The organism is Streptomyces sp. NPDC002795 (assembly GCF_042888725.1).
Lineage (GTDB): Bacteria > Actinomycetota > Actinomycetes > Streptomycetales > Streptomycetaceae > Streptomyces.
Genome location: NZ_JBIAQB010000003.1, coordinates 335632 through 357570 on the forward strand (window position 1 = coordinate 335632; position 21939 = coordinate 357570).

Here is a 21939-nt window from a genome sequence, read left to right on the forward strand (position 1 = left end):
CGTTGTCTCCAGGTATCGGTCAGTCTGCACCCCGCCACTGACAATGGCCCCCGCATGAGCCGTCGCCGCAGGTCAGGCCGGTGTCGGCACCGCCAGTGGGAAGTGGCACGCCACCTGGTGGCCCGCCGAGTCCGGCGTCGAGACCGGCGGCTCCGTCGTCGCGCAGACGTCCTGCGCGACAGGGCACCGCGTGCGGAACCGGCAGCCCGACGGGGGCTTCGCCGCCGACGGGGTCTCGCCCGTCAGCGGGGTCCCGACGGTGGCCGCCTCCGGATCCGGCACGTTCACCGTGTCGAGCAGGCCGCGCGTGTAGGGGTGGAGCGGGTGCGTGTAGACCTGCTCGGCGGGGCCCACCTCCACCAGCTTGCCCAGGTACATCACGCCGACCGTGTCCGCGAGGTAGCGGACCACCGCCAGGTCGTGCGAGATGAAGAGGTAGGTGAGGCCCCGTTCGCGTTGCAGCTCCCGCATCAGGTTCAGGATCTGGGCCTGCACCGAGACGTCGAGCGCCGACACCGGTTCGTCCGCCACCACCAGGTCGGGGGAGAGCGTCAACGCCCGTGCCAGGCCAAGGCGTTGACGCTGACCGCCGGAGAACTCGTGCGGGTAGCGGTGCACCGCGCCGCGCGGCAGGCCCACCGCGTCGAGGAGTTCGCCGATCAGCTTCTCCTGCTCGGCCTTGTCGCCGACGCCCTGGATGACGAGCGGCTCGCGCAGGATCTCGCCGACCCGCATGCGCGGGTCCATTGCCGCCGTCGAGTCCTGGAACATCAGCTGGACGTCGCGGCGGTGCGCCCGCCGTTCGGAGCGCGACAACGACGCGCGGTCCCGGCCCCCGAAACGTACGGAACCCGCCGTCGGCTCCTCCAGGCCCGCCACGATCCGGCCGAGCGTCGTCTTGCCGCAGCCCGACTCGCCGACCATGCCGAACGTCTCGCCCTTGCGGATGCTCAGCGACACCCCGCCGACCGCGCTGACCGTGCCCTTGCTGCGCGAGAACGGGCCGCCCTTGAGCGGGAACTCCTTGACCAGTGTGTCGAGTTCGACCAGGACGTCGCCGGGGGCCGACGGGGAAGGGAGCGGGGCCGGTGCGATCACCTCGTCCGGTGTGATGGCGTCCGCCTCGTGTGGCACTGGGTGGAAGCACGCGAACCGGTGGTCCGCGCCCTGCGCCTCGTCCTCCTCCAGGAACGGCTCCAGCGTCCGGCAGTCGTCCGTCGCGAACAGGCAGCGCGGCGCGAACCGGCACCCCGTGGGCCGCACGGTCAGGCTCGGCGGCAGTCCGGGGATGGTGTGCAGTTCCGTCTCGTTGTCCGCCGCGCGCTCGGGCAGCGCCGCGAACAGCGCCTCCGTGTAGCGGTGCCGGGGGCGGGCGAACAGGCCGCGTACATCGGACTGTTCCGCCACCTGGCCCGCGTACATCACGGCCACCTTGTCGACCCGGTTCGCGATGACGCCGAGGTCGTGCGTGACCAGGATCATCGCCATGCCGAGCCGCTCGCGCAGGCCGTCGATGAGCTCCAGGATCTGGTGCTGCGTCGTCACGTCGAGTGCCGTCGTGGGCTCGTCCGCGATCAGCAGCTTCGGCTCGCAGACCAGCGCCATGGCGATGGCGACGCGCTGGCGCATGCCGCCGGACAGCTGGTGCGGATACGCCTTCATCCGCTCGGCCGGCTGCGGCATGCCGACGAGGCGCAGCGTTTCCTCGGCGCGCGCCCACGCCTCCTTCCTGGACACGTCCCGGTGCAGCAGGAGCGGCTCGGCGACCTGCGCGCCGATCGTCATCGTCGGGTTCAGGGAGGTCAGCGGGTCCTGGAACACCATGCCGATGGTGTTGCCGCGCACGTCCTGGAGGACCGGCGCGGGCGCCGCCGCCAGGTCCTGTCCTTCGAACATGACGCGTCCGCCGGTCACCTCGCCGCCGGGCGGCAGCAGGCCGAGGACGCTGAGCGCTGTCATGGTCTTTCCGCAGCCGGACTCGCCGACGATGCCCAGGGCTTCCCCGGGCGCGAGTTCGAGGGAGACGCCGTCGAGGGCGTGCACCGTACGGTCGCGCGTGGAGATGTCGACGCGGAGGTCCTCGATGCGGAGCAGGGGAGTCGTCATGGTCGTGGTGCGGCCCTTCTCGCCGGTCAAATCCCTTGGTTCGTACGTCACTTGCGCAGCCGTACTTCGAACGCGTCGCGCAGTCCGTCGCCGATGAAGTTGAACGCGGCGACGACCAGGACGATCGCGATGCCCGGCGGGAAGATCAGCCACCAGTAGCCGTTCTGCGTGTAGGTGATGCCGGCGGACAGCATCGAGCCCCAGTCGGCGGACGGCGGCGGGATCGACAGGCCGAGGAAGGCCAGGTAGCTGACGTAGAGGATGGCGTCGGCGATCTGGAACGTGCAGTTGACGATGACCGTGCCGATGGCGTTCGGGACGATGTGCTTGAAGACCGCACGCGCGCCGCCACCGCCCATCATCCGCATCGCCTGTACGTACTCCCGGTTGCGCAGCGACAGCGCCTCGCCGCGCACCAGGCGGGCGGGGGAGAGCCAGGCGACGCCCGCGATGATGAGGATCAGGATGCCCTTGCTGGGCGTGATGATCGCGGCCACGACCACGAGGAGGAACATCGCCGGAATGGCGAGCGCGGCGTCGGTGATCCGCATCATCGCCGCGTCGACCCAGCCGCCGAAGTACCCGGCGACGGCGCCGTACACGGTGCCGAACAGGGTCGCCAGCAGGCCTGCCGCCAGGCCGATCTCGAGGGACGTCTGCCCCGCGACCATGAGCCGGCCCACCATGTCGTAGCCGAGGTCGGTGGTGCCCAGGAGGTGACCGGACGTGCCCGGCGCGAGGTTCGCCTGGGACAGGTCCGTGTGGATCTGCTCCGTCGGGTGGACCAGTGGGCCCAGGTAGCAGAAGGCCAGGAGTAGTGCGAGCAGGATGACGCCGCCCAGCGCCAGCTTGTTGCCCGTGAACACGCGCAGGGTGCGGCGGGCGAGCGAGGGCGTGGCCTGCGCGGTCTCCTCCTGCCCGGGTATGGCAGAGGTCGTCACAGCGGTGGTCATGACACGCTCCGGATCCGCGGGTCGAGGACGGCGTACAGGATGTCGGTGAGCAGCGAGCCGAGGACGGTCGCGATGCCGACGACGAGGGTCACGCCGAGGAGGACGGGGAAGTCCGAGCCCTGCGCGGCGTTCCAGAACAGCAGCCCCATGCCGGGGTAGTTGAACATCGACTCGACGACGAGGGCGCCGCTGAACAGGGTCGGCAGATACAGGCCGAGGAGGGTGGCGAGCGGGATCAGGGCGTTGCGCAGCACGTGCTTGACCATGATCCGGCGGCTCGACTGGCCCTTCGCCATGGCCGTGCGCACGTATTCCTCGGTGAGGTTGTCGAGGACCGCCGAGCGCATGTACCGGCTGAACATGGCCACGATGCCGAAGGCCATCGTCACGACCGGAAGGATCAACCCCGGTATGTCGCCGAGCAGTTGGCCGATCGTCTCGCCCTGCGGGGCCTCCGCGGGGAAGATCGGCAGCACCTGCGCGAACAGGATGATCATGATGAGGCCGAGGAAGAACACGGGCGTCGCGTACATCAGGAACGCGAGACCGGTCAGCGCGTAGTCGGACGCCTTGCCGCGCCGCACCGCCTGGAGCAGGCCGAGCGGCACCGCGATGATCACCGCGAGCACCGTCGACATGAGGGTGAGCAGGAGCGTCTTCGGCAGGCGCTGGGTGAGCAGGTCGAGCACCGGCGAGTTGAGCTTGTACGACTCGCCGAGGTCGCCCGTCACCAGGCGCTTCATGTACATCAGGTACTGCGTCGGCAGCGAACGGTCGTAGCCCTGCACGTGGTTGAAGTGCTCGATCTGCTGCGGCGTCCCCTTGGGGCCGAGGATCGCGCGCGCGGGGCCGCCCGGCAGCAGGTGCAGCAGGGTGAACACGATGATCGAGACGAGGAACAGGACGACGAGCGCCTGAAGGAAACGCTTGACCAGAAAGCCGGTCACTTCTCGGCTCCCTTCTTGACGTAGTACCAGTGCGACGGTGCGAACGTCACGGTCGGGTTCTGCTCGACGCCGCGCAGATCGTTGCGGATCACCGACACCTGGTACGCGGGGTTCGGCATCCACATCACCGGCAGCTGCTCCGCCAGGTACTCGCCGTACTCATGGACGGCCTTCATGTCGGGCGCGTACTGCACGGCGCGGATGAGGCTGTCGGCCTTCTTGTCGCTGTAGTTGCCGAAGTTGGAGGAGGCTCCGGTGGAGAAGAGCTGCTCGCCACTCGGGTTGAGCGGGTAGTACCAGCTGCCCGCCGTGCCGAAGAAGGACATGTCCCAGGTGCAGCCGGGGTCCTTCGCCTTGCAGGGGACGGAGTTGCCGAGCACGGAGTTGAGCGGCTGCTGACGCACGCTGAGGTCGATGCCGGCCTTGCTGAGCGAGGACTTGAGCTCCTGCATCATGTTCGTCGTCTCGGTCGACCCGGACTGCGAGAGCAGGGTCAGCTCCAGCGGGTCGTTCTTCCCGATGCCCTTGCCGCACTCGTCGTCAGCCGTGCCGGGCCGTACGCAGCGCGCCGTGCCGTCGACCGTCTTCCAGCCGTGCGCCGACAGCAGCGACCTGGCCTTGGAGACGGAGAACGGGTACTGGTTGTGCGCCATCTCCTTCGACAGGTACTGGCTCTTCGGCGTGACCGGGACCGGGCCGAGCGTCGAGGTCGCGCTGCCCTGCCAGATGACCTTGCTCATCGCCTTCTGGTCGACGAGATGCTGCATCGCCTGCCGGATGTAGAGCTGGTTCATCTCCGGGCCCGCGTGCGTGGAGTTGAAGTTGTAGACGATGTAGGTGGCCGCCCAGCCCTCCCACGGGTCGACGCGGTACCCCTTGTCCTCGAACTTCTCCTTCTGCGCCATCACCGAGGGCGGGATGTAGCCGTAGTCGACGCCACCGGAGCGCAGCACGTTGTACTCGGAGTCGGCGGTGGTGAACGGCTTGAAGACGACCTTGTCGAGGTGCGGGCGCTCCGACTTCGGACCCGTGTACTTCTCGTTCGGGACGAGTGTCACCTGCCCGTTGTCCTGCCAGCCGGCCAGCTTCCAGGGCCCGTTGACGGTCTTCCACAGCGGGTCGCTGCCGTACGAGCCGAGGCTCTTGGCGTGCTGGGTGAGCCGGGCGAAGACGGCCTTGGCGCCCTTCGTGGTGCGGTCGTGATCGCCGATCTCGCCGCCGTCCTTCGTGGCGTCCCAGGCGTGCTGGGGCATGGCGCGCATGAGGGAGAGCTGGTTCGCCGTGAACCAGTCCGGGTTGTACGCCCGGTCCAGATGGAGCCGCACCGTGTGGTCGTCGACGACCTCGAACTTCTTCACGTTGTCCGGCATGGTGCCGACCGAGTAGCTGCCCCAGTCGGCTTTGTTCGCCTTGACGAGGTTGAACCAGAACTCGACGTCGCGCGAGGTCACTTCGTTTCCGTCGGACCACGTGAGGCTCTTGCGCAGCGGCACGGTGACCGTCTTGTTGCCGTCGCTGTACTTCGGCTCAAGGCCCAGCGTGCTCGGGCCGTGGGTGACCAGTTCGCCCTTGTCCTGCACGGCGTCGTACACGGGGGTGAAGAGCTGGCTCAGGATCGCGTAGTTGTAGGAGGCGCCGTAGCCGGGGGCGCCGATCGGGAAGATCCAGTTCGGGGTCGCGGCGGGCGGCAGGGCCATGGTGGCCGTGCCGCCCTCGACGGGAGTGCCGCCCGTGCGGCCCATGGCGATGCTGCCGGCTTCGTGCGTACAGCCGGTGAGCGCCACGAGCGCCGCCGCTAGGGCGAGCGCCGCGGACGCCTTTGACCTGAGGGAACGCATGCCGAAGGGCCTCCAAGGGGACGGGATCCGGCCCCGTGTGAAGATTCGACGAGGGGCGCCCGAACGCTAAGTCGACCGTTCGAAGCAAGTCAATAGGTTCATTCGGAAAGTAATCCAAAAACCCCGGGGGCTGGCGAACTTGGTTCGCTGATGGTTACTGTTCGGTCCAGCATCGAACGAACTCATCGAAGTAAGTACACCTCGAAGTAAGTACGCATCGGAGCACGACCCCAGGGGGACCGGATGACGGACACCGCGAACGAAGGCGAGCCGGGTTCGGCCCGGCACATACTCCGGCTCGTCTCGTCCGGAGCCGCCTCCTCCCGCGCCGACCTCGTCAGGGAACTGGGCCTCGCGCCCTCCACCGTCTCGCTGCGCGTGCAGGAGCTGGTGGCCCAGGGCGTGCTCACCGAGTCCGGCGAGGGCGCCTCGCGCGGCGGACGCAGGCCCCGGCTGCTGCGGGTCAAGGCGCAGGGCGGCGTCGCGCTCGCCGCCGACCTCGGCAGCCGGCACGCGCGGCTCGGCGCCGTCGACCTCGGCGCGGCCGTGCACGACGCCGTCGACCTGCCGCACGACATCACCGCGGGACCCGAGTCCGCCGTCGACTGGCTCTGCGCCCAGGTGGCCCGGCTCGCCGAGAAGCAGCGGGAGTCGGGGCGGACCGTGCGCGCTCTCGGCGTCTCCTTCCCGGGCCCCGTCGACCCGGCGGACGGCCGTGTGCTGAGCCCCTCGCGGATGCCGGGCTGGCACCGCTACCCGCTGCGCGACGTCCTCGCCGAGCGGCTCGGCATGCCGGTGACCGTCGCCAACGACGCCACGATGATGGCGGTCGGCGAGCACCGCACCTCCCGGCCCGAGCTCGACCACATCGTCGTCGTGAAGGCGGGACGCGGCATCGGCAGCGGCGTCATCGTCGCGGGCAGGCCGCACGACGGAGCCAACGGAAGCGCCGGCGACATCAGCCACGTCCGCGTCGAGGAGGCCGGTGAGCGGCCCTGCTCCTGCGGGAACATCGGCTGCCTGGAGACCGTCGCGAGCGGCGCCGCCCTCATCCGCGAACTCGCGGCGCGAGGCGTCGACGTGGCGAACACCACCGAGCTGCTCCAGCTCGTCGCCGACGGCGACCCCGTCGCCACCACCCTCGTACGCGCCGCCGGACGGCACATCGGCACCGTGCTCTCCGTCGTCGTGAACTTCTTCAACCCGCGGGCCGTCGCCATCGGCGGCGTCCTCGCCACCGCCGAACCCCTCGTGGCCGCCGTTCGCGGCGTGCTCTACGAGCGCTGCCTGCCGCTCGCCACGGCAGACCTGGAGATCACCACGACGGCCGCGGGCCGCGACGCGGGCCTGCTCGGCGCGGGCCTCACCGCGCTGCACCAGAACCTGTCGTCCACCGCCACCGCCCTGAAGGAAGAGAGCGTCCACGCATGACGAGCACCACCCCGATCACCGGCCGCCGCCTGCGCATCGGCATCGGCGGCATCGGCATCGAGTCCTCCACGTTCTGCCCGCACCGCTCCACCGCCGACGACTTCCGGCAGACGCGCGGCCAGGACCTCCTCGACCGCTACACGTGGACGCAAGGAGACTCGGACCTCGCCGACACGGTCGAGTGGGTGCCGCTGCTGCACGCGACCTCGCTGCCCGGCGGCCCGGTGGAGGCCGAGTCGTACCTGATCCTCAAGGACGAACTCGTCACCCGCATACGGGAGGCGGGCCCGCTCGACGGTCTCGTCTACGACATCCACGGCGCCATGAGCGTCATCGGCCTCACCGACGCCGAGGGCGACCTCACCGAGGCGGTCCGCGCGGCGCTCGACCACAACGGCACCCCGGACGACCCGGCCCGGGGCCGCCCGATGATCTCCACCGGCATGGACCTGCACGGCAACGTCTCGCGCCGCTTCGCCGAGCCCATCGACCTGCTCACCGCGCACCGCCTCGCCCCGCACGAGGACGCCTGGGACACCCGCGAACGCGCCGCCCGCAACCTCGTGCACTGCCTGCGCGAGGGCGCCCGCCCGCACCGCGCCTGGGTCCAGGTCCCGGTCCTGCTGCCCGGCGAGAAGACCAGCACCCGCCTGGAGCCCGCGAAGTCCCTCTACGCCTCGCTCGCCGACATCGAGAAGAAGGACGGCATCCTCGACGCCGCGATGTGGGTCGGCTACGCCTGGGCCGACGAACCGCGCTGCAAGGCGGCCATCGTCGTCACCGGCGAGGACGCCGAGCTGGCGGCGCAGGAAGCCGAGTCGCTGGCCCGCCGCTACTGGGACGCCCGCAAGGACTTCCTCTTCGTCGGCCCGACCGGCAGCGCCGAGGAGTGCGTCGAGAAGGCCGTCGCCTCCGACAAGCGGCCCTTCCTCATCAGCGACTCCGGCGACAACCCGACCGCGGGCGGCGCGGGCGACCTCGCGTACATGCTGGGCAAGCTGCTGGAGAACGACGCGATCCGCACCGGGAAGGTCACGGCCGTGCACCCCGGCATCACCGACCCGGTCGCCGTCGCCCGCTGCTTCGAGGCCGGGGTGGGCGCCGAGGTGACGCTCTCCGTCGGCGGCAAGGTCGACGCGAACCACGGCGGTCCCTACGAACTCACCGGCACCGTCGAGGCGTTGCAGCGCGCGGCCGACCAGAAGGACCGCGCGGAGGGCGGGGCGTACGACCGCGGTGTCGACATGGCGGCCGTCCGCGTCGGCGGCCTCACCGTGATCCTCGTGGAGCGCCGCAAGCCGTTCCACACGCTCGCCGACTTCACCGGCCCGGCCGAGGGCGGCCTCGGCATCGACCCGCGGACGTACGACGTGGTCGTCGTCAAGATCGGCTACCTGGAGCCGGAGCTGCACGACATGGCCGCAGACTGGCTGCTCGCGCTCACCCCCGGCGGCGTCGACCAAGACCTGCTGCGCCTGGGACACCACCGGGTGGAGCGCCCCCTGTACCCGTTCGACGAGGACGCGTACGAGGTCGGGGCGGGCCCCGACCTCACGCCCACCCTGCTGTAGGGCTCAGCTCAGCCACTCCGACTCGTAATTCTTGTACGTGCCGTCGCGCGTCGTCAGGTGCACGAACTGGTCGACGTATTCGTGGAAGTCGCGGTCGCCGCGCGGCGTCGCGTACGCCTTCTCCGCGAACGAGAAGGGCTTGTCGGGGTGGACCGAGCACAGCTCGGGGTGGAGCTTGGACTGGTAGAGCGTCTCGCTCGCGTCGGTCATCATCACGTCCGCCCGGCCCGCCACGATCTCGTCGAAGATCGTGCGGTTGTCCGGGTGGAGCTTGATGGTGGCCTGCTTGATGTTCGCGCGGGCGAACTGCTCGTTCGTACCACCCGGGTTGACGACGACGGTCGTCCCGGCCTGGTCGATGTCCTTGAGCGTCTGGTACTTGTCCTTGTCCGCGCAGCGCACGATCGGCGTCTTGCCGTCCTCGCGGGTCGGCTCGCTGAAGTACACCTGGCGGGCGCGCGGCAGCGTGATCGAGACACCGCCGACGGCGACGTCGCACTTCCCGGCCGCCAGGTCGCTCGACAGATTCGCCCATGTGGTGTCCACCCACCGGGTCTTGGCGTCCAGGCTCTTCGCGAGTTCCTTCGCCATGTCGATGTCGATGCCGCTGTACGAACCGTCCTTCGGGTCCTTGTACGTGAACGGCTTGTAGTCGCCGGTCGTGCACACGCGCAGGACACCGGACTTGGGGACCGAGTCCAGCAGGCTGGCCGGCTGCTTCTTGGCGGCCTGCTGGGTGGCCGACGGCGCGGCGGGCGCGGCGGCGGTCAGACCCAGCAGACACACCAGGGCGGACAGGGTGGCGACACGTTGTCTGGATGTGCGGCGGCTCATCGCGACGACTCCTCGGCATGGTGGTTGCAGACTGAACTGATCGTTCAGCGAGACACCTTTTCAGAAGAGTTCACACCGGTGAAGGCCGTGTCCACGGCTCGGATGGCCACGAAAACCAAGGCCGGCACTACGCCGCCGCGGCCAGCCAGAGGTCCGGCCCGAACACCTCGTAGTGGATGTCGGCCGCGGCCACCCCCATGGCCAGCAACTGCTCCCGCATCGCGCGCATGAAGGGCAACGGCCCGCACAGGTACGCGCGCGTACCCGGCGCGACCGCCACCTCCGCGAGATCGGCGAACCCCGTACGCCCACCGGCCAAAGCCCCCTCCTCGTACCAGAAGTGGGCGGCCCCCTCGACGAGTTTCCCGGCGAGCGCCGCGTGCTCGGTGCGCAGCGCGTGCGTGCCGGGGGAGCGGTCGGCGTGTACGACGGTGACCGGGCCCGCGTGCCGGGTGGCCGCCAGGTCCTCCAGCATGGCGAGGATCGGAGTGCAGCCGATGCCGGCGGAGGCGAGCAGTAGAGGTGTCTCGTCGGCGCTCAGGACGAGGTCGCCGTACGGCGCGGAGACCCGCAGCCGGTCGCCCTCGTGGACGTGGCGGTGCAGATGGGTCGACACCTCGCCGCCGTCGGCCCGCTTCACCGCGATGGAACGCCCCGAGGCGGCGGGCGCGCCGGTCAGGCTGTACTGGCGTATCTGCCGTGCCCCGTCCGGGAGTTCGACCTGCACGGACACGTACTGGCCCGCCCTGAACGCGGGCGCGGGGGCGCCGTCGGCCGGGCGCAGCAGGAAGGACGCGACGTCGGGCGTCTCCTCGGCGCGGGACACCACCTCCCACTCGCGCCAGACGTCGCCGTCGACCGCGCCCTGTTCCGCGTAGAGGCGCTTCTCGATCGTGATGAGGGCGTTCGCCATCAGCCAGTACACCTCGTCCCAGGCCGCCGCGACCTGCGGGGTGACCGCGTCGCCGAGGACCTCGGCGATGGCCTCGAAGAGGTGCCGGTGCACGACCGGGTACTGCTCGGCGCGCACGCCGAGGGAGGCGTGCTTGTGCGCGATCCGGGCCAGCATCACGTCGGGCCGGTCGTCCGGGTGGTTCACGAGGTACCCGGCGAACGCGGCGATCGAACCGGCGAGCGCCTGGCGCTGGGTGCCGGCCGCCTGGTTGCCGCGGTTGAACAGGTCGCGCAGCAGCTCGGGGTGGGCCGAGAACAGCTTCTCGTAGAAGAGGCCGGTGATGTCCTCGATGGCGGCGCCCACGGCGGGGAGGGTGGCGCGGACGACGGTGGCCGACTGGTCGGTGAGCATCGGCAGGACTCCTTAATCTGACTCTCAGATGCGTATTTGAGTGCGCGGGTGTCTCCCGCTTGTGCGGACGTGGATGGGTCAGTCCGTCCCGGGAGGGGGTGAAAGGGCCACCAGTAGCGGGCCGGTGGGCGCCTTGACGAGGTCGGTGAGGCTGAGTGGATCGAGCGACGCGAAGAACGCCTCCTGTGCCTCGCGCAGCGCTCCGCGCAGGCGGCAGGCCGAACGCAGGGGGCAGGGTGTCGTCCCCTCGCAGTCCACGACGTCCCCCGGCCCCTCCAGCTCGCGTACGAGCGCGCCGATGGAGGCCGACCGCCCGGCTCCGGTGAGTGCGAGCCCGCCGCCCCGGCCGCGCCGCGCCTCGACGAGGCCCATCCGCTGGAGCTTGGCGACGGCCTTCGCGGTGTGCGTGTAGGGCACCTCCATGGCGCCCGCTACCTCGCGGGTGGTGGGCAGTTCGCCCTCCTCGACCGCGAGGCGCATCAGTACGCGCAGGGCGAGATCCGTGAATCGCGTCAGCCGCATGGCCGCAGGCTATAAATGTTGCATATGAAAGGCAAATTAAGCGATGGCCGGCTCCATGCCCGCCGCCGCCTCGCTCAGCGTCCGCAGCATCAGCGCGGTGACCGGCGCCGTCTCGTGCCCCTCGGGCACAAAGGCCGACACCCGGCGGCTGCCCGCCGGTGCGAGCGGGCGGGCCACGACCTCGGTGTGCCGCAGGAGTGACAGCGTCATGCCGGGCACCAGCGCGATGCCCGCCCCGGCGGCCACCAGCCCCCGCACCGCGAGGCTGTCGTCGGTGGTGAAGGCGATGTCCGGCGCGAAACCCGCGGCCGCGCAGGCGGCGACGAAATGCCCCCGGCAGCGCCCGCACCCGGCTATCCAACGCTCCCGCTCCAGCCGGCCGAGCTCCACGTGGCTGCTCCCGGCGAGGGTGTGGCCTGCCGGGAGCAGTGCCAACAGCGGATCGTCGAGCAGCTCCGTCTCGACCAGCCCCTCCCCGCTGTCGTGGTGCGCGCCGTCACCGGTGTGCTCCGGTGCGAAGGCGAGCGCCAGATCGCACCGCCCCTCGCGCAGCGCGCGCAGGGAGTCGGGCGGCTCCTCCTCCAGGAGCTCGACGCGGATGCCCGGGTGGGCCGCGGCGAGGTGGGCGACGGTCGCCGGGAGCAGGGCGGCGTTCGCGGCGGGGAAGCCGCAGACGCGGACGCGCCCCGACTCCAGGCGGGTGATCGCCTTCAGCTGGCCGTGCGCCGTCTCGATGGAGCTGAGGATGCCCGTGGCGTGCCGGGCCAGCACCTGCCCGGCGTCCGTGAGCCGCAGGCCGCGCCCCGCCCGGACGAACAGCGGCGTGCCGGCGGCGCGTTCGAGCGCCTTCATCTGCTGGCTGATGGCGGGCTGCGTGTACCCGAGGTCCCGCGCCGTCGCCGCGTAGGAGCCCGTGCGCACGACCTCGGCGAACGTCTGGATGTGCCGGGAGTCAAACATGCGTACAAGCTATGGAGTTCATCCCGCAAGTCAAGATCGGTAAGCATTTCTTGGGGTGGGCAAAGAAACGTGATGTGGACCCTGCCGCGCCCGTGCGTCAGTGTGTCCGAACCTCATGTTTTCCGAGGTCAGTGCCGGTCCCGCACCCCGGGCCGACGTGCTCTCGGCCGCCCGTGCCGGGCACCGCCCGCCCCTCCAAGTCCCAGGGAAGCCCCGTGACTTCAACCGCACGCCTCGCCCGCCGCTGTGTCCCGCTCGCCGTCGCGGCCTGCCTCGTGGCCCTGACGACCTCGTGCAGCAAGAGCGCCGATGTCACGACGACCGAGAGCGGGGTGAAGCTGGTCCACAAGGGCAAGCTGACCACCTGCACACACCTGCCGTACGCGCCCTTCCAGTCGGAGAAGAACGGCAAGGTCGTCGGCTTCGACGTCTCCCTGATGGACCTCGTGGCCAAGGAGCTCGGGGTGAAGCAGGACATCATCGACAAGTCCTTCGAGACCATCAAGACCGGGGCCGACCTCAACGCGGGCCTGTGCGACGTCGCCGCGGCGGGCATGACCATCACCGCCGAGCGCAAGAAGAACCTCGACTTCTCCGACCCCTACTTCGACGCCGACCAGGCGCTGCTCGCCCGCAAGGGAGTCGACGCGAAGAGCATCGACGACATCAAGGGCAGCAAGCTGAAGCTGGGCTCCCAGGCCGCGACCACCGGTGAGGACCTGGCGCACAAGAAGGGCATCGACTCGCAGTCCTTCGAGAGCTCCGACGCCGAGCTCAACGGGCTGCGCACCGGCCAGGTCGACGTCATCATCCAGGACTACCCGGTCGTCCAGAACTGGCTGAAGGACTCCGCGGTCAAGGACAAGTTCGTCCTCCTCGGCACCGTCCCCACCGGCGAGGAGTACGGCTTCGCCGTGAAGAAGGGCGGCAACCCGAAGCTGCTCGCCGCGGTCAATAAGGCGATCGGCCAGGCCAAGAAGGACGGCACGTACAAGAAGCTCTACGAGCAGTGGATCGGCCCGATGCCGAAGGACGGGGCCACGAAGTGAGCACCGTCAAGGCACCATCGCTGGACGGGAGTTCGGGACGGGACTCACCACCGCGCAAGCGCATGTCCCCGCGCCGCAGGCGCACGATCACGCGCGCCGTCCAGTACGCGGTCCTCGTTGTCGCGGTGCTGCTCGCCGCGACGCTCGCCGACTGGGGGCAGCTCCAGCACCAGTTCCTCGACCCGTCCGTCGCCCGGCGGATGTTCCCGGGGATGATCACCACCGCCCTGGTCAACACGGTGATCTACACCCTCACCGGGTTCGGCGTCGGCCTCGTGCTCGGTCTGGTCATCGCCCTGATGCGGCTGTCGTCGGTGGCCCCCTACCGGTGGCTCGCCTCCATCTACATCGAGTTGTTCCGTGGCCTGCCCGCGCTGCTGATCTTCATCTTCATCGGTGTCGGCGTGCCGCTCGCGTTCCCCGGCACCGCCCTTCCCGGCGGCGTCTACGGGCAGGTGGCCATCGCGCTCGGCCTGGTCGCCGCGGCGTACATGGCCGAGACGATCAGGGCCGGCATCCAGGCCGTGCCCCGCGGCCAGATGGAGGCCGCCCGCACGCTCGGCATGTCGCGGACCCTGGCGATGCGCTCGATCGTCATCCCGCAGGCCTTCCGCATCATCGTGCCGCCGCTCACCAACGAACTGGTCCTGCTGTTCAAGGACTCCTCCCTGGTCCTCTTCCTCGGCGTCTCCCTGGAGACCCGCGAACTCACCAAGTTCGGCCGGGACCTGGCGGGCGAGACCGCCAACAGCACGCCCATCTTCGTCGCGGGCCTGTGCTACCTGCTCGTCACCGTCCCCCTGGGCTATCTGGTGCGCCGCCTAGAGGCGCGGCACGCGAAGGCCAGGTGAGCGGGGCGTGGCACATGACACTAGGGACGCACCCAAGGACGCACCGAACGGCACCGAGGACGAGGACACCGGCATGACCGCGGCCATCGAGATCCAGGGACTGCACAAGTCCTTCGGCGACCTGGAAGTGCTGCGCGGGGTGGACTTCACCGTCGCGCAGGGCGAGGTGGTCTGCGTCATCGGCCCCTCAGGGTCCGGCAAGTCCACCCTGCTGCGCTGCGCCAACCTGCTGGAAGAGCCCACGTCCGGGCGGGTGGTGGTGGCAGGCGCGGACCTCACGGACCCGGACCTCGACATCGACCGCGTACGCCGTCGGATCGGCATGGTCTTCCAGCAGTTCAACCTCTTCCCGCACCTGAACGTCCTGGAGAACCTCACCATCGCGCAGCGCCGGGTCCTCGGCCGCGACCGGGCCGAGGCGGAGCGGACGGCGCGCGCGAACCTCGAACGCGTCGGCCTCGCCGACAAGGAGGCCGGCTTCCCGTCCCAGCTGTCCGGCGGCCAGCAGCAGCGGGTGGCCATCGCCCGCGCCCTGTCGATGGGGCCCGAGCTGATGCTGTTCGACGAGCCGACCAGCGCGCTCGACCCGGAACTCGTGGGCGATGTACTCGGCGTGATGCGCTCGCTCGCCGACGAGGGCATGACGATGCTGGTCGTCACCCACGAGATGGGCTTCGCCCGCGAGGTCGCGGACCGCGTCGTGTTCATGGACGGCGGCGTGGTCGTCGAGGAGGGCAGCCCGGACGAGGTCCTTGCCAACCCCCGCCATGAGCGCACCCGTTCGTTCCTCGCGCGCGTCGTGAACCCGGGGGACGCGATGCCCGCGGACGTGCGGCCCGCGGACGCGGAGTCGTAGCGGCGGGCCGTGCTCACCGGGCGTGCGGCGCCGTCCCCCACAGGTCCGGGCCCACGAACCGCTCGCGGGCCCCGTCCGGCGCCAGGATCTGCCCGCCCAGCTTCTGGCTGCGCGGGGCCAGGGTCGTCTCGGTGACACGGACCGCCGGGACCCGCGCGGGTCAACTGCGCAGCGCCGACGAGTTGCGCGGCGGAGGCCTGCGCGCGGCCGCGGCGGTGGTGGGACGGGTGGTGTCGTGATCCGGCGATCTACGGCCCGCCCGCGTACGTGTCAGGCCGCGGGCACCTTGTCCAGGAAGCCGCGGACGTCGAGGATCCGGCCCTCGTCGTCCAGCACCAGGACGTCGAAGCCGATCACCAGCGGCTCGGCTCCCTCGGGGCCGAGGCCCCACTGGAACCGCAGCTGCCGGTGGTGCGCGTCCACCTCACCGACCGGCGTGAACACACAGCCAGGGAACTGCTGGTGCACCCCGTCGATCAGCGCGGAGAGCGCCGCGTGGCCCGCCACCTCGGCCAGCGGATCGGTGTACGTGGCGCCGGGCGCCCAGTGCTCGGCGACGAGCTTCGTGAGCTGCTCGCCCTGCGCGTTCCAGGTGGCGAGGTAGGCGTCGACGGCGTGGTGTGCGGTCATGATCTTCATGGTCGAACCTCCGGTGACACGTGGTGTGTTGATGCTGATGCCATCACCCTGACCGGGCGGCGACTGAAGCTCCATGACCTCAGAGGTCATGGAGCGCGTGCCCCGCCGCCGTACGCTGCCGTCATGACCACCTCCGTGGACGCCCGCACCGTCGGCCCGCTGCTGCGCGACTGGCGCGAACGGCGCCGCTTCAGCCAGCAGGAGCTGTCCAACCGCTCCGCCGTCTCCACCCGGCACCTCAGCCGCGTGGAGACCGGCAGGGCGCACCCGACGCCCGAGATGATCCTGCACCTGGCCGACCACCTCGACGTCCCACTGCGCTCCCGCAACCAGCTGCTCCTCGCCGGCGGCTACGCGCCGCACTACCGGGACCGGGACCTGGCGGACGCCTCGCTCGCCGTCGTCATGGACGGGCTGCGGGGACTCCTCGACGCCCATATGCCGTACCCGGCACTGCTGTTGGACACCTACTGGGACGTCGTCGACGCCAACGAGGGCGTGGCCGCGCTGCTCGAAGGGTGTGCGCCCCAGCTCCTCGAACCCCCGATCAACGTCATCCGGCTGTGCGTCCACGAACAGGGTCTGGCCCCGCGGATCCGCAACTTCACACAGTGGGCCTCCCACCTGCACCACCAGCTGATCCACCGCGCCGAACGCACCCACGACCCACGCCACTTCGCACTCGCCGAGGAGACCGCGCACCACCTCGCGACGGTGCCCCGCACCGCCCCCACCGGCAACCCCGTCCTCACCCTGGAACTCACCGTGCCGGACGCCGACCCGCTGCGCTTCTTCAGCACTTCCGCCCAGCTGACCACACCCGCCGACGCGGCCCTGGAGGGTCTGCACCTGGAGACGTTCCTGCCGGCGGACGCTGCGACGCGGCGCCGTTTCGAAGAGAACTCGTAGGTGTACGGGGGTGTTCGGGCGCACTTGGCAATGAGTCGCGCCTCCGACGTCAGACAGGCTGCCAGACCCGAGCCAGCGCCGACTCCGTGAGCACCTCGTCGGGTGGGCCCTGCCCTGCCAGGTGGCCGTCGCGCAGCAGCAGGCAGACGTCCGCCGCGCGTGCGGCGTCGAGGTCGTGGGTTGCCTGGACGACGGTCACCCCCTCGTCCGCGAGGGCCGTGAGCAGTGACCCGATCCGGTCGCGGGCCTCCGGATCGAGGCCCGTGGTCGGCTCGTCGAGGAGCAGCAGGTCGGACTCCTGGGCAAGTCCCTGCGCGATCAGCGTGCGCTGCCGCTGCCCGCCCGACAGCTCGCCCAGCTGACGTCCGGCGAGGTCGCCGATGCCGAGCCGGTCGAGCGCGGCCCCGACGGCGGCCCGGTCCCGCCGCGACGGCCTGCGCCAAGACCCGAGCCCGCCCCAGCGCCCCATCTCCACCGTCTGACGCACGGTCAGGGGGAGCGTGTCCCCGACGGCCCCGCGCTGCGGCACGAAGGCCGGCCGCCGGTCCCCGTGGTGCCGCACCTCTCCCGATGTAGGACGGATCACACCGGCCACCACGCCGAGCAGCGTCGACTTTCCGCTGCCGTTCGGACCGACGAGCGCGACGTTCGCCAACTCCGGTATGTCGGTGGCCAGTTGATGGAGGACCTTGCGGCCGGGGTATCCGGCGCAGAGGTCCTCCAGGTGGACGCGGGCGGTCCGGTGCTGCCGTGGGGCCGGAACGATGGTCGGTTTGTTGAACATGGTTTTCATTGTACTGTCCTCGCATGGAGTGGTTGACGGCCCCCTTCGAGGTGGCCTTTGTGCAGCGAGCCCTGTGGGGCGGAATCCTGGTGTCCGCGATATGTGCGTTGGCCGGGACCTGGGTGGCGCTCAGGGGGATGGCCTTCCTCGGGGACGCGATGTCCCACGGGCTGCTGCCCGGCGTCGCGTTGGCCGCGCTGTTCGGCGGCAACCTGATGGTGGGCGCGGTCGCGAGCGCGGCGGTGATGACGGCGGGGGTGACCGCACTCGGCAGGGCCCGGCGACTGTCCCGGGACACCGGGATCGGGCTGCTGTTCGTCGGCATGCTGTCGCTCGGCGTGATCATCGTGTCGCGCTCGCAGTCCTTCGCGGTGGATCTGACCGGATTCCTCTTCGGTGACGTACTCGCGGTGCGCGGACAGGACCTCGCCGTGCTAGGGGTGGCTCTGTGCGTGGCGCTGCTCGTCTCGGCCCTCGGCCACCGCGCCTTCCTCGCCCTGACCTTCGACGCCCGCAAGGCCGAGACGCTGGGCCTGCGCCCGCGGCTCGCGCACGCCGTGCTGCTCGGTCTCCTTGGTCTCGCGATCGTCGCCTCGTTCCACATCGTGGGCACGCTGCTCGTCCTCGGCCTGCTGATCGCGCCACCCGCGGCCGCCCTGCCCTGGGCGCGCGGCGTCCGCGGGGTCATGGTGGGCGCCGCCCTCCTCGGCGCCGCCGCCACCTTCGGAGGGCTGCTCCTGTCGTGGCACCTCGGCACCGCGGCCGGGGCCACCGTCTCGGCGCTCGCGGTGAGTCTCTTCTTCCTCTCCCACCTCGCCTCCGGCGTCCGCCACCGCCGTACGAGCCGTGCGGCCGACGGTGTCCCTCCCGCTCCCGTGCCCGAAGTCGACCGAAGGAAGTCGGAGGCAATGTCTTGACCGCCAGAACCAACGCCGCGAAGTGGACCCCGGTCCCGCTGGCGCTCACCGCCCTGCTCGCCGCGGGCTGCGCCACGCAGGGCGACAACGACCCGAAACCGGCGGCGAGTTCGCCGTCGACCGCCCCGCACGGCTACGTGGCGGGAGCGAAGGAGGGCGCCGAGCAGCAGTCCCGGCTGCTCCTCAACGACCCCGGCAGCGGAAGCACCCGCGTCCTCGACCTCATCACCGGCAAGGTGACGAAGACCGACAAGGTCGAAGGCACCGCCCACCTCGCCACGGACGGCCGCTTCGGCTACCTCCACACCTCCGGCGCCACCCACGTCCTCGACGGCGGCTCCTGGACCGTGGACCACGGCGACCACGTCCACTACTACCGCGCGGCGATCCGCGACGTAGGGCAACTCGCCGCCGGAGACGGCGCGTTGGTGCGAAGTGACATGGCCGTCACCGCGGTGACCGGTAAGGGCGGACGGACCGCCTTGTACGACCGCGCCAAGCTCGACAAGGGCGAAATCGCGCGCACCGGGACACTGCCTGGCACGGCCACCGGACCCGTCGTCCCGTACGAGGAACACCTGCTGGCACTCACCGGCAAGGGCGACACCGCGAAGCTCGCCGTGTTCGACCGCGACGGCAAGCGCGTCACCGCGCCGGACGCCACGTGCGAGAACCCGAAGGGCGACGCCGTCACCCGCCGCGGAGCGGTGTTCGGCTGCGCCGACGGAGCGCTGCTCGTACGCGAGGAGGACGGGAAGTTCACCGCCGAGTCCATCCCCTACGAGAAGGACGTGCCGGAGGCCGAACGCGCCGCCGAGTTCCGGCAGCGCCCCGGCAGCGACACCCTGACCGCGCGGGCCGGTGACGACGCCGTATGGGTGCTCGACGTCGGCGAGCGCGCCTGGAAGCGGGTGGAGACCGGGACCGCCGTCGCCGCCAACACCGCAGGGGAGGGCGCACCACTCCTCGTCCTGGAGGCCGACGGCAGACTGCACGGCTACGACATCAAGGCGGGCGAGGAGACCACCCGCACCAAGAAGCTCCTGACCGGAAAGCCGCACACCGGGAACGCCCCCGTCATCGAGGTCGACCGCAGCCGCGCCTACGTCAACGACCCCGACGGCAAGCGGGTGTTCGAGGTCGACTACAACGACGACCTGCGCATCGCCCGCACCTTCGACCTCGACGTCGAACCCGTGCTGATGGCGGAGACCGGCCGATGAGCGCGGACGAGGCGAAGAAGCACGTACGCGTGGGCACGGCGCGGCTGCGCAGTCTGCTGCTCGGACTGCTGACCCTGGTGGCCGCCGCCACCGCGACCGCCTGCACCACCGACAGCGCACGGCCCCGCATCGTCGTCACCACCAACATCCTCGGCGACGTCACCCGGCAGATAGCGGGCGCCCAGGCCGAGGTCACCGTCCTCATGAAGCCCAACGCCGACCCGCACTCCTTTGGCCTCTCCGCACGGCAGGCCGCCGACATCGAACGGGCCGACCTGGTCGTCCACAACGGCCTCGGCCTGGAGGAGAACGTGCTGCGCCACGTCGACGCCGCCCGGGAATCCGGCGTCGCCACCTTCGAGGTCGGCAAGGCCGTCGACCCGCTCACCTTCCACACCGGCGACGACGCCGGGGACGGCCAGGCCGACCCGCACTTCTGGACCGACCCCGACCGCATGCGCAAGGCCGCGGGGCTCATCGCCGACCAGATCACCCAGCACGTCGACGGCGTCGACGACAGCGCCGTGCGGGCCCAAGCCGACCACTACGACAAGGAGTTGGCGAAGCTCAGCACCTGGATGGGCAAGTCCTTCGACCGCCTACCCGAGGACCGGCGCGCGATCGTCACCAACCACCACGTCTTCGGCTACCTCGCCGACCGCTTCGGCCTCCGCGTCGTCGGCGCCGTCGTCCCCAGCGGCACCACCCTCGCCTCACCCAGCTCCTCCGACCTGCGCTCCCTGACCCGGGCCATGGAACGGGCCGGTGTCCGCGCCGTGTTCGCCGACTCCTCCCAGCCCACACGCCTCGCCGACGTACTGCGCAAGGAGATGGGCGGCCGGGTCCAGGTCGTGAAGCTGTACTCCGAGTCCCTGACGGCCGAGGGCGAGGGCGCGGACACGTACCTGCGGATGATGCGCGCCAACACGACCGCGATGACCAAGGGCCTGACAGGCCACTGAACTCCGAACGTTCGACAGCGACACAGACAGCGACACGGACAGCGACAGAGAAGGAAGAACACAAGTGAACACGACCCGGACGACCCGCAGGAGAGCCCTCGGGGGGACGGCCTGCGCCCTCGCGATCGCCACGGTGCTGACCGCCTGCGGGAGCGAGGACGACACCACCACCTCGTCCAAGGCCAAGCGCGCCACACCCGCCACCGCGGCCGAGGACCCGCTCGTCGCAGGCTTCGACGGCGGCCTGTACATACTCGACGGCAAGAGCCTCAAGCTCGCCAAGACGATCGACCTGCCGGGCTTCAACCGCCTCAACCCCGCAGGTGACAAGGACCACGTCATGGTCTCCACCGACAGCGGCTTCCGCGTCCTGGACGCCGCCGGACAGCGCTTCACCGACATCGCGTACAAGGGCTCCGAGCCGGGCCATGTCGTGCGGCACGCGGGCAAGACGGTGCTCTTCACCGACGGCACCGGCGAGGTCAACGTCTTCGACCCCGCCGACCTGGGCGCCGGTACGAAGCCCAAGGGCCGCGACTACGCCTCGGCCGAGGCCCACCACGGCGTGGCCATCGAGCTGGAGAACGGCGAACTCCTCAGCACGCTCGGCAACAAGGAGACGCGCACCGGCGTCCTCGTCCTCGACAAGAACAACAAGGAGATCGCGCGCAACGAGAAGTGCCCCGGCGTGCACGGAGAGGCCGCGGCCAAGGGCGAGGCCGTCGGCGTCGGCTGCGAGGACGGCATCCTCATCTACAAGGACGGCAAGTTCACCAAGGTCGACGCACCCGACGACTACGGCCGCATCGGCAACCAGGCCGGCAGCGACGCCTCCCCGGTCCTCCTCGGCGACTACAAGACCGACGAGGAGGCCGAGCTGGAACGCCCCACCCGTATCTCCCTCGTCGACACGGAGAAGAAGAAGCTCCGCCTGGTCGACCTGGGGACCAGCTACTCGTTCCGCTCGCTGGCCAGGGGCCCGGAGGGTGAGGCGCTGGTCCTGGGCACCGACGGAAAGATCCACGTCATCGACCCGGCCACCGGAAAGATCGAGAAGAAGATCGACGCCGTGGGCGAGTGGCGGGAACCCCTGGACTGGCAGCAGCCCCGGCCCACGCTGTTCGTCCGCGACCACACGGCGTACGTCTCCGACCCCGGCGAGAAGGCCCTGCACGCCATCGACCTGGACACCGGCAAGAAGCGGACCTCCGTGAAGCTGCCGAAGGGCACCAATGAGCTGTCCGGCGTGGTGGCCGGGCACTGACGCCATGCGTACGCCCC

The 21939-nt window shown here is 70.4% G+C and carries 20 protein-coding genes; 10 read left to right on the forward strand and 10 right to left on the reverse strand.

What is annotated here, in order from left to right:
• Positions 1-72 precede the first annotated feature (72 nt).
• Genes ACFYWS_RS10830 through ACFYWS_RS10845 form a run of 4 tightly spaced genes read right to left on the reverse strand, consistent with a single transcriptional unit; the run spans position 73 to position 5844 of the window.
• The gene (locus ACFYWS_RS10830) at positions 73-2157 is read right to left on the reverse strand and encodes a dipeptide ABC transporter ATP-binding protein (RefSeq protein ID WP_389272709.1); all 2085 of its coding nucleotides are present in this window, start codon (positions 2155-2157) and stop codon (positions 73-75) included.
• Entirely contained in the window at positions 2154-3059 is a 906-nt protein-coding gene (locus ACFYWS_RS10835; RefSeq protein ID WP_389272712.1) for an ABC transporter permease, read from the reverse strand. The genes ACFYWS_RS10830 and ACFYWS_RS10835 overlap by 4 nt, the downstream gene beginning before the upstream one ends.
• Positions 3056-4006: an ABC transporter permease gene (locus ACFYWS_RS10840; RefSeq protein ID WP_389272715.1), complete on the reverse strand. Its 951-nt coding sequence runs from the start codon at positions 4004-4006 to the stop codon at positions 3056-3058. Before ACFYWS_RS10840 ends, ACFYWS_RS10835 begins: the two co-directional genes overlap by 4 nt.
• Positions 4003-5844, reverse strand: coding sequence for a peptide ABC transporter substrate-binding protein (locus ACFYWS_RS10845; RefSeq protein ID WP_389272719.1), 1842 nt, complete (start codon positions 5842-5844; stop codon positions 4003-4005). The genes ACFYWS_RS10840 and ACFYWS_RS10845 overlap by 4 nt, the downstream gene beginning before the upstream one ends.
• 243 nt (positions 5845-6087) lie before the next feature.
• On the opposite strand from ACFYWS_RS10845, the gene ACFYWS_RS10850 reads away from it, so the two are divergent.
• Both ACFYWS_RS10850 and ACFYWS_RS10855 read left to right on the forward strand, forming a co-directional pair.
• A complete protein-coding gene (locus ACFYWS_RS10850) occupies positions 6088-7275 on the forward strand; it encodes an ROK family protein (protein ID WP_389272722.1) in 1188 nt (395 codons plus the stop codon).
• Positions 7272-8846 carry a M81 family metallopeptidase gene (locus ACFYWS_RS10855; RefSeq protein WP_389272724.1) on the forward strand — a complete coding sequence of 525 codons (1575 nt, stop codon included), beginning with the start codon at positions 7272-7274 and terminating at the stop codon, positions 8844-8846. Before ACFYWS_RS10850 ends, ACFYWS_RS10855 begins: the two co-directional genes overlap by 4 nt.
• 3 nt (positions 8847-8849) lie before the next feature.
• On the opposite strand, the gene ACFYWS_RS10860 is transcribed toward ACFYWS_RS10855, so the two are convergent.
• The 4 genes from ACFYWS_RS10860 to ACFYWS_RS10875 all read right to left on the reverse strand — a co-directional run bounded on the left by ACFYWS_RS10860 (position 8850) and on the right by ACFYWS_RS10875 (position 12468).
• Entirely contained in the window at positions 8850-9680 is an 831-nt protein-coding gene (locus ACFYWS_RS10860) for a transporter substrate-binding domain-containing protein (protein ID WP_389272727.1), read from the reverse strand.
• Positions 9681-9807: 127 nt separating this feature from the next.
• On the reverse strand, positions 9808-10986 hold the full coding sequence (locus ACFYWS_RS10865) for a globin domain-containing protein (protein WP_389272729.1): 1179 nt from the start codon (positions 10984-10986) through the stop codon (positions 9808-9810).
• A gap of 78 nt (positions 10987-11064) precedes the next feature.
• Entirely contained in the window at positions 11065-11508 is a 444-nt protein-coding gene (locus tag ACFYWS_RS10870; RefSeq protein ID WP_389272732.1) for an RrF2 family transcriptional regulator, read from the reverse strand.
• A gap of 36 nt (positions 11509-11544) precedes the next feature.
• A complete protein-coding gene (locus ACFYWS_RS10875; protein WP_389272735.1) occupies positions 11545-12468 on the reverse strand; it encodes a LysR family transcriptional regulator in 924 nt (307 codons plus the stop codon).
• A gap of 215 nt (positions 12469-12683) precedes the next feature.
• On the opposite strand from ACFYWS_RS10875, the gene ACFYWS_RS10880 reads away from it, so the two are divergent.
• The 3 genes from ACFYWS_RS10880 to ACFYWS_RS10890 all read left to right on the forward strand — a co-directional run bounded on the left by ACFYWS_RS10880 (position 12684) and on the right by ACFYWS_RS10890 (position 15224).
• Complete coding sequence (locus tag ACFYWS_RS10880; protein ID WP_389272738.1) at positions 12684-13517, forward strand: transporter substrate-binding domain-containing protein; 834 nt, start codon at positions 12684-12686, stop codon at positions 13515-13517.
• A 62-nt stretch (positions 13518-13579) separates the two neighbouring features.
• A complete protein-coding gene (locus tag ACFYWS_RS10885; RefSeq protein WP_389274066.1) occupies positions 13580-14368 on the forward strand; it encodes an amino acid ABC transporter permease in 789 nt (262 codons plus the stop codon).
• Positions 14369-14441: 73 nt separating this feature from the next.
• Positions 14442-15224 (forward strand): amino acid ABC transporter ATP-binding protein, encoded by a 783-nt coding sequence (locus ACFYWS_RS10890; RefSeq protein WP_389274070.1) that lies wholly within the window; start codon positions 14442-14444, stop codon positions 15222-15224.
• 270 nt (positions 15225-15494) lie between these two features.
• Here ACFYWS_RS10890 and ACFYWS_RS10895 read toward each other — a convergent pair whose 3' ends face one another.
• Complete coding sequence (locus ACFYWS_RS10895; RefSeq protein ID WP_389272741.1) at positions 15495-15854, reverse strand: nuclear transport factor 2 family protein; 360 nt, start codon at positions 15852-15854, stop codon at positions 15495-15497.
• A 132-nt stretch (positions 15855-15986) separates the two neighbouring features.
• On the opposite strand from ACFYWS_RS10895, the gene ACFYWS_RS10900 reads away from it, so the two are divergent.
• A complete protein-coding gene (locus ACFYWS_RS10900; protein ID WP_389272744.1) occupies positions 15987-16772 on the forward strand; it encodes a helix-turn-helix domain-containing protein in 786 nt (261 codons plus the stop codon).
• Positions 16773-16821: 49 nt separating this feature from the next.
• Here the strand turns inward: ACFYWS_RS10900 and aztA are convergent, their stop codons facing one another.
• Positions 16822-17565: a zinc ABC transporter ATP-binding protein AztA gene (gene aztA, locus ACFYWS_RS10905; protein ID WP_389272747.1), complete on the reverse strand. Its 744-nt coding sequence runs from the start codon at positions 17563-17565 to the stop codon at positions 16822-16824.
• A 14-nt stretch (positions 17566-17579) separates the two neighbouring features.
• Here aztA and aztB point away from each other — a divergent pair, with 14 nt between their 5' ends.
• The 4 genes from aztB to aztD all read left to right on the forward strand — a co-directional run bounded on the left by aztB (position 17580) and on the right by aztD (position 21922).
• On the forward strand, positions 17580-18473 hold the full coding sequence (gene aztB, locus ACFYWS_RS10910) for a zinc ABC transporter permease AztB (RefSeq protein WP_389272751.1): 894 nt from the start codon (positions 17580-17582) through the stop codon (positions 18471-18473).
• Positions 18470-19696 carry a hypothetical protein gene (locus tag ACFYWS_RS10915; RefSeq protein ID WP_389272754.1) on the forward strand — a complete coding sequence of 409 codons (1227 nt, stop codon included), beginning with the start codon at positions 18470-18472 and terminating at the stop codon, positions 19694-19696. The genes aztB and ACFYWS_RS10915 overlap by 4 nt, the downstream gene beginning before the upstream one ends.
• On the forward strand, positions 19693-20658 hold the full coding sequence (aztC, locus tag ACFYWS_RS10920; RefSeq protein ID WP_389272756.1) for a zinc ABC transporter substrate-binding protein AztC: 966 nt from the start codon (positions 19693-19695) through the stop codon (positions 20656-20658). Before ACFYWS_RS10915 ends, aztC begins: the two co-directional genes overlap by 4 nt.
• Before the next feature lie 64 nt (positions 20659-20722).
• Entirely contained in the window at positions 20723-21922 is a 1200-nt protein-coding gene (aztD, locus tag ACFYWS_RS10925) for a zinc metallochaperone AztD (protein WP_389272759.1), read from the forward strand.
• Positions 21923-21939: the final 17 nt, after the last annotated feature.

Excerpts from the sequence above, each read along its gene's own strand:
- ACFYWS_RS10835 (WP_389272712.1), bottom strand. The coding sequence starts at position 3,059 with ATGACCACCGCTGTGACGACCTCTGCCATACCCGGGCAGGAGGAGACC.
- ACFYWS_RS10845 (WP_389272719.1), bottom strand. The coding sequence starts at position 5,844 with ATGCGTTCCCTCAGGTCAAAGGCGTCCGCGGCGCTCGCCCTAGCGGCG.
- ACFYWS_RS10850 (WP_389272722.1), top strand. The coding sequence starts at position 6,088 with ATGACGGACACCGCGAACGAAGGCGAGCCGGGTTCGGCCCGGCACATA.
- ACFYWS_RS10855 (WP_389272724.1), top strand. The coding sequence starts at position 7,272 with ATGACGAGCACCACCCCGATCACCGGCCGCCGCCTGCGCATCGGCATC.
- ACFYWS_RS10860 (WP_389272727.1), bottom strand. The coding sequence starts at position 9,680 with ATGAGCCGCCGCACATCCAGACAACGTGTCGCCACCCTGTCCGCCCTG.
- ACFYWS_RS10865 (WP_389272729.1), bottom strand. The coding sequence starts at position 10,986 with ATGCTCACCGACCAGTCGGCCACCGTCGTCCGCGCCACCCTCCCCGCC.
- ACFYWS_RS10870 (WP_389272732.1), bottom strand. The coding sequence starts at position 11,508 with ATGCGGCTGACGCGATTCACGGATCTCGCCCTGCGCGTACTGATGCGC.
- ACFYWS_RS10875 (WP_389272735.1), bottom strand. The coding sequence starts at position 12,468 with ATGTTTGACTCCCGGCACATCCAGACGTTCGCCGAGGTCGTGCGCACG.
- ACFYWS_RS10885 (WP_389274066.1), top strand. The coding sequence starts at position 13,580 with ATGTCCCCGCGCCGCAGGCGCACGATCACGCGCGCCGTCCAGTACGCG.
- ACFYWS_RS10890 (WP_389274070.1), top strand. The coding sequence starts at position 14,442 with ATGACCGCGGCCATCGAGATCCAGGGACTGCACAAGTCCTTCGGCGAC.
- ACFYWS_RS10895 (WP_389272741.1), bottom strand. The coding sequence starts at position 15,854 with ATGACCGCACACCACGCCGTCGACGCCTACCTCGCCACCTGGAACGCG.
- ACFYWS_RS10900 (WP_389272744.1), top strand. The coding sequence starts at position 15,987 with ATGACCACCTCCGTGGACGCCCGCACCGTCGGCCCGCTGCTGCGCGAC.
- aztA (WP_389272747.1), bottom strand. The coding sequence starts at position 17,565 with ATGAAAACCATGTTCAACAAACCGACCATCGTTCCGGCCCCACGGCAG.
- aztB (WP_389272751.1), top strand. The coding sequence starts at position 17,580 with ATGGAGTGGTTGACGGCCCCCTTCGAGGTGGCCTTTGTGCAGCGAGCC.
- aztC (WP_389272756.1), top strand. The coding sequence starts at position 19,693 with ATGAGCGCGGACGAGGCGAAGAAGCACGTACGCGTGGGCACGGCGCGG.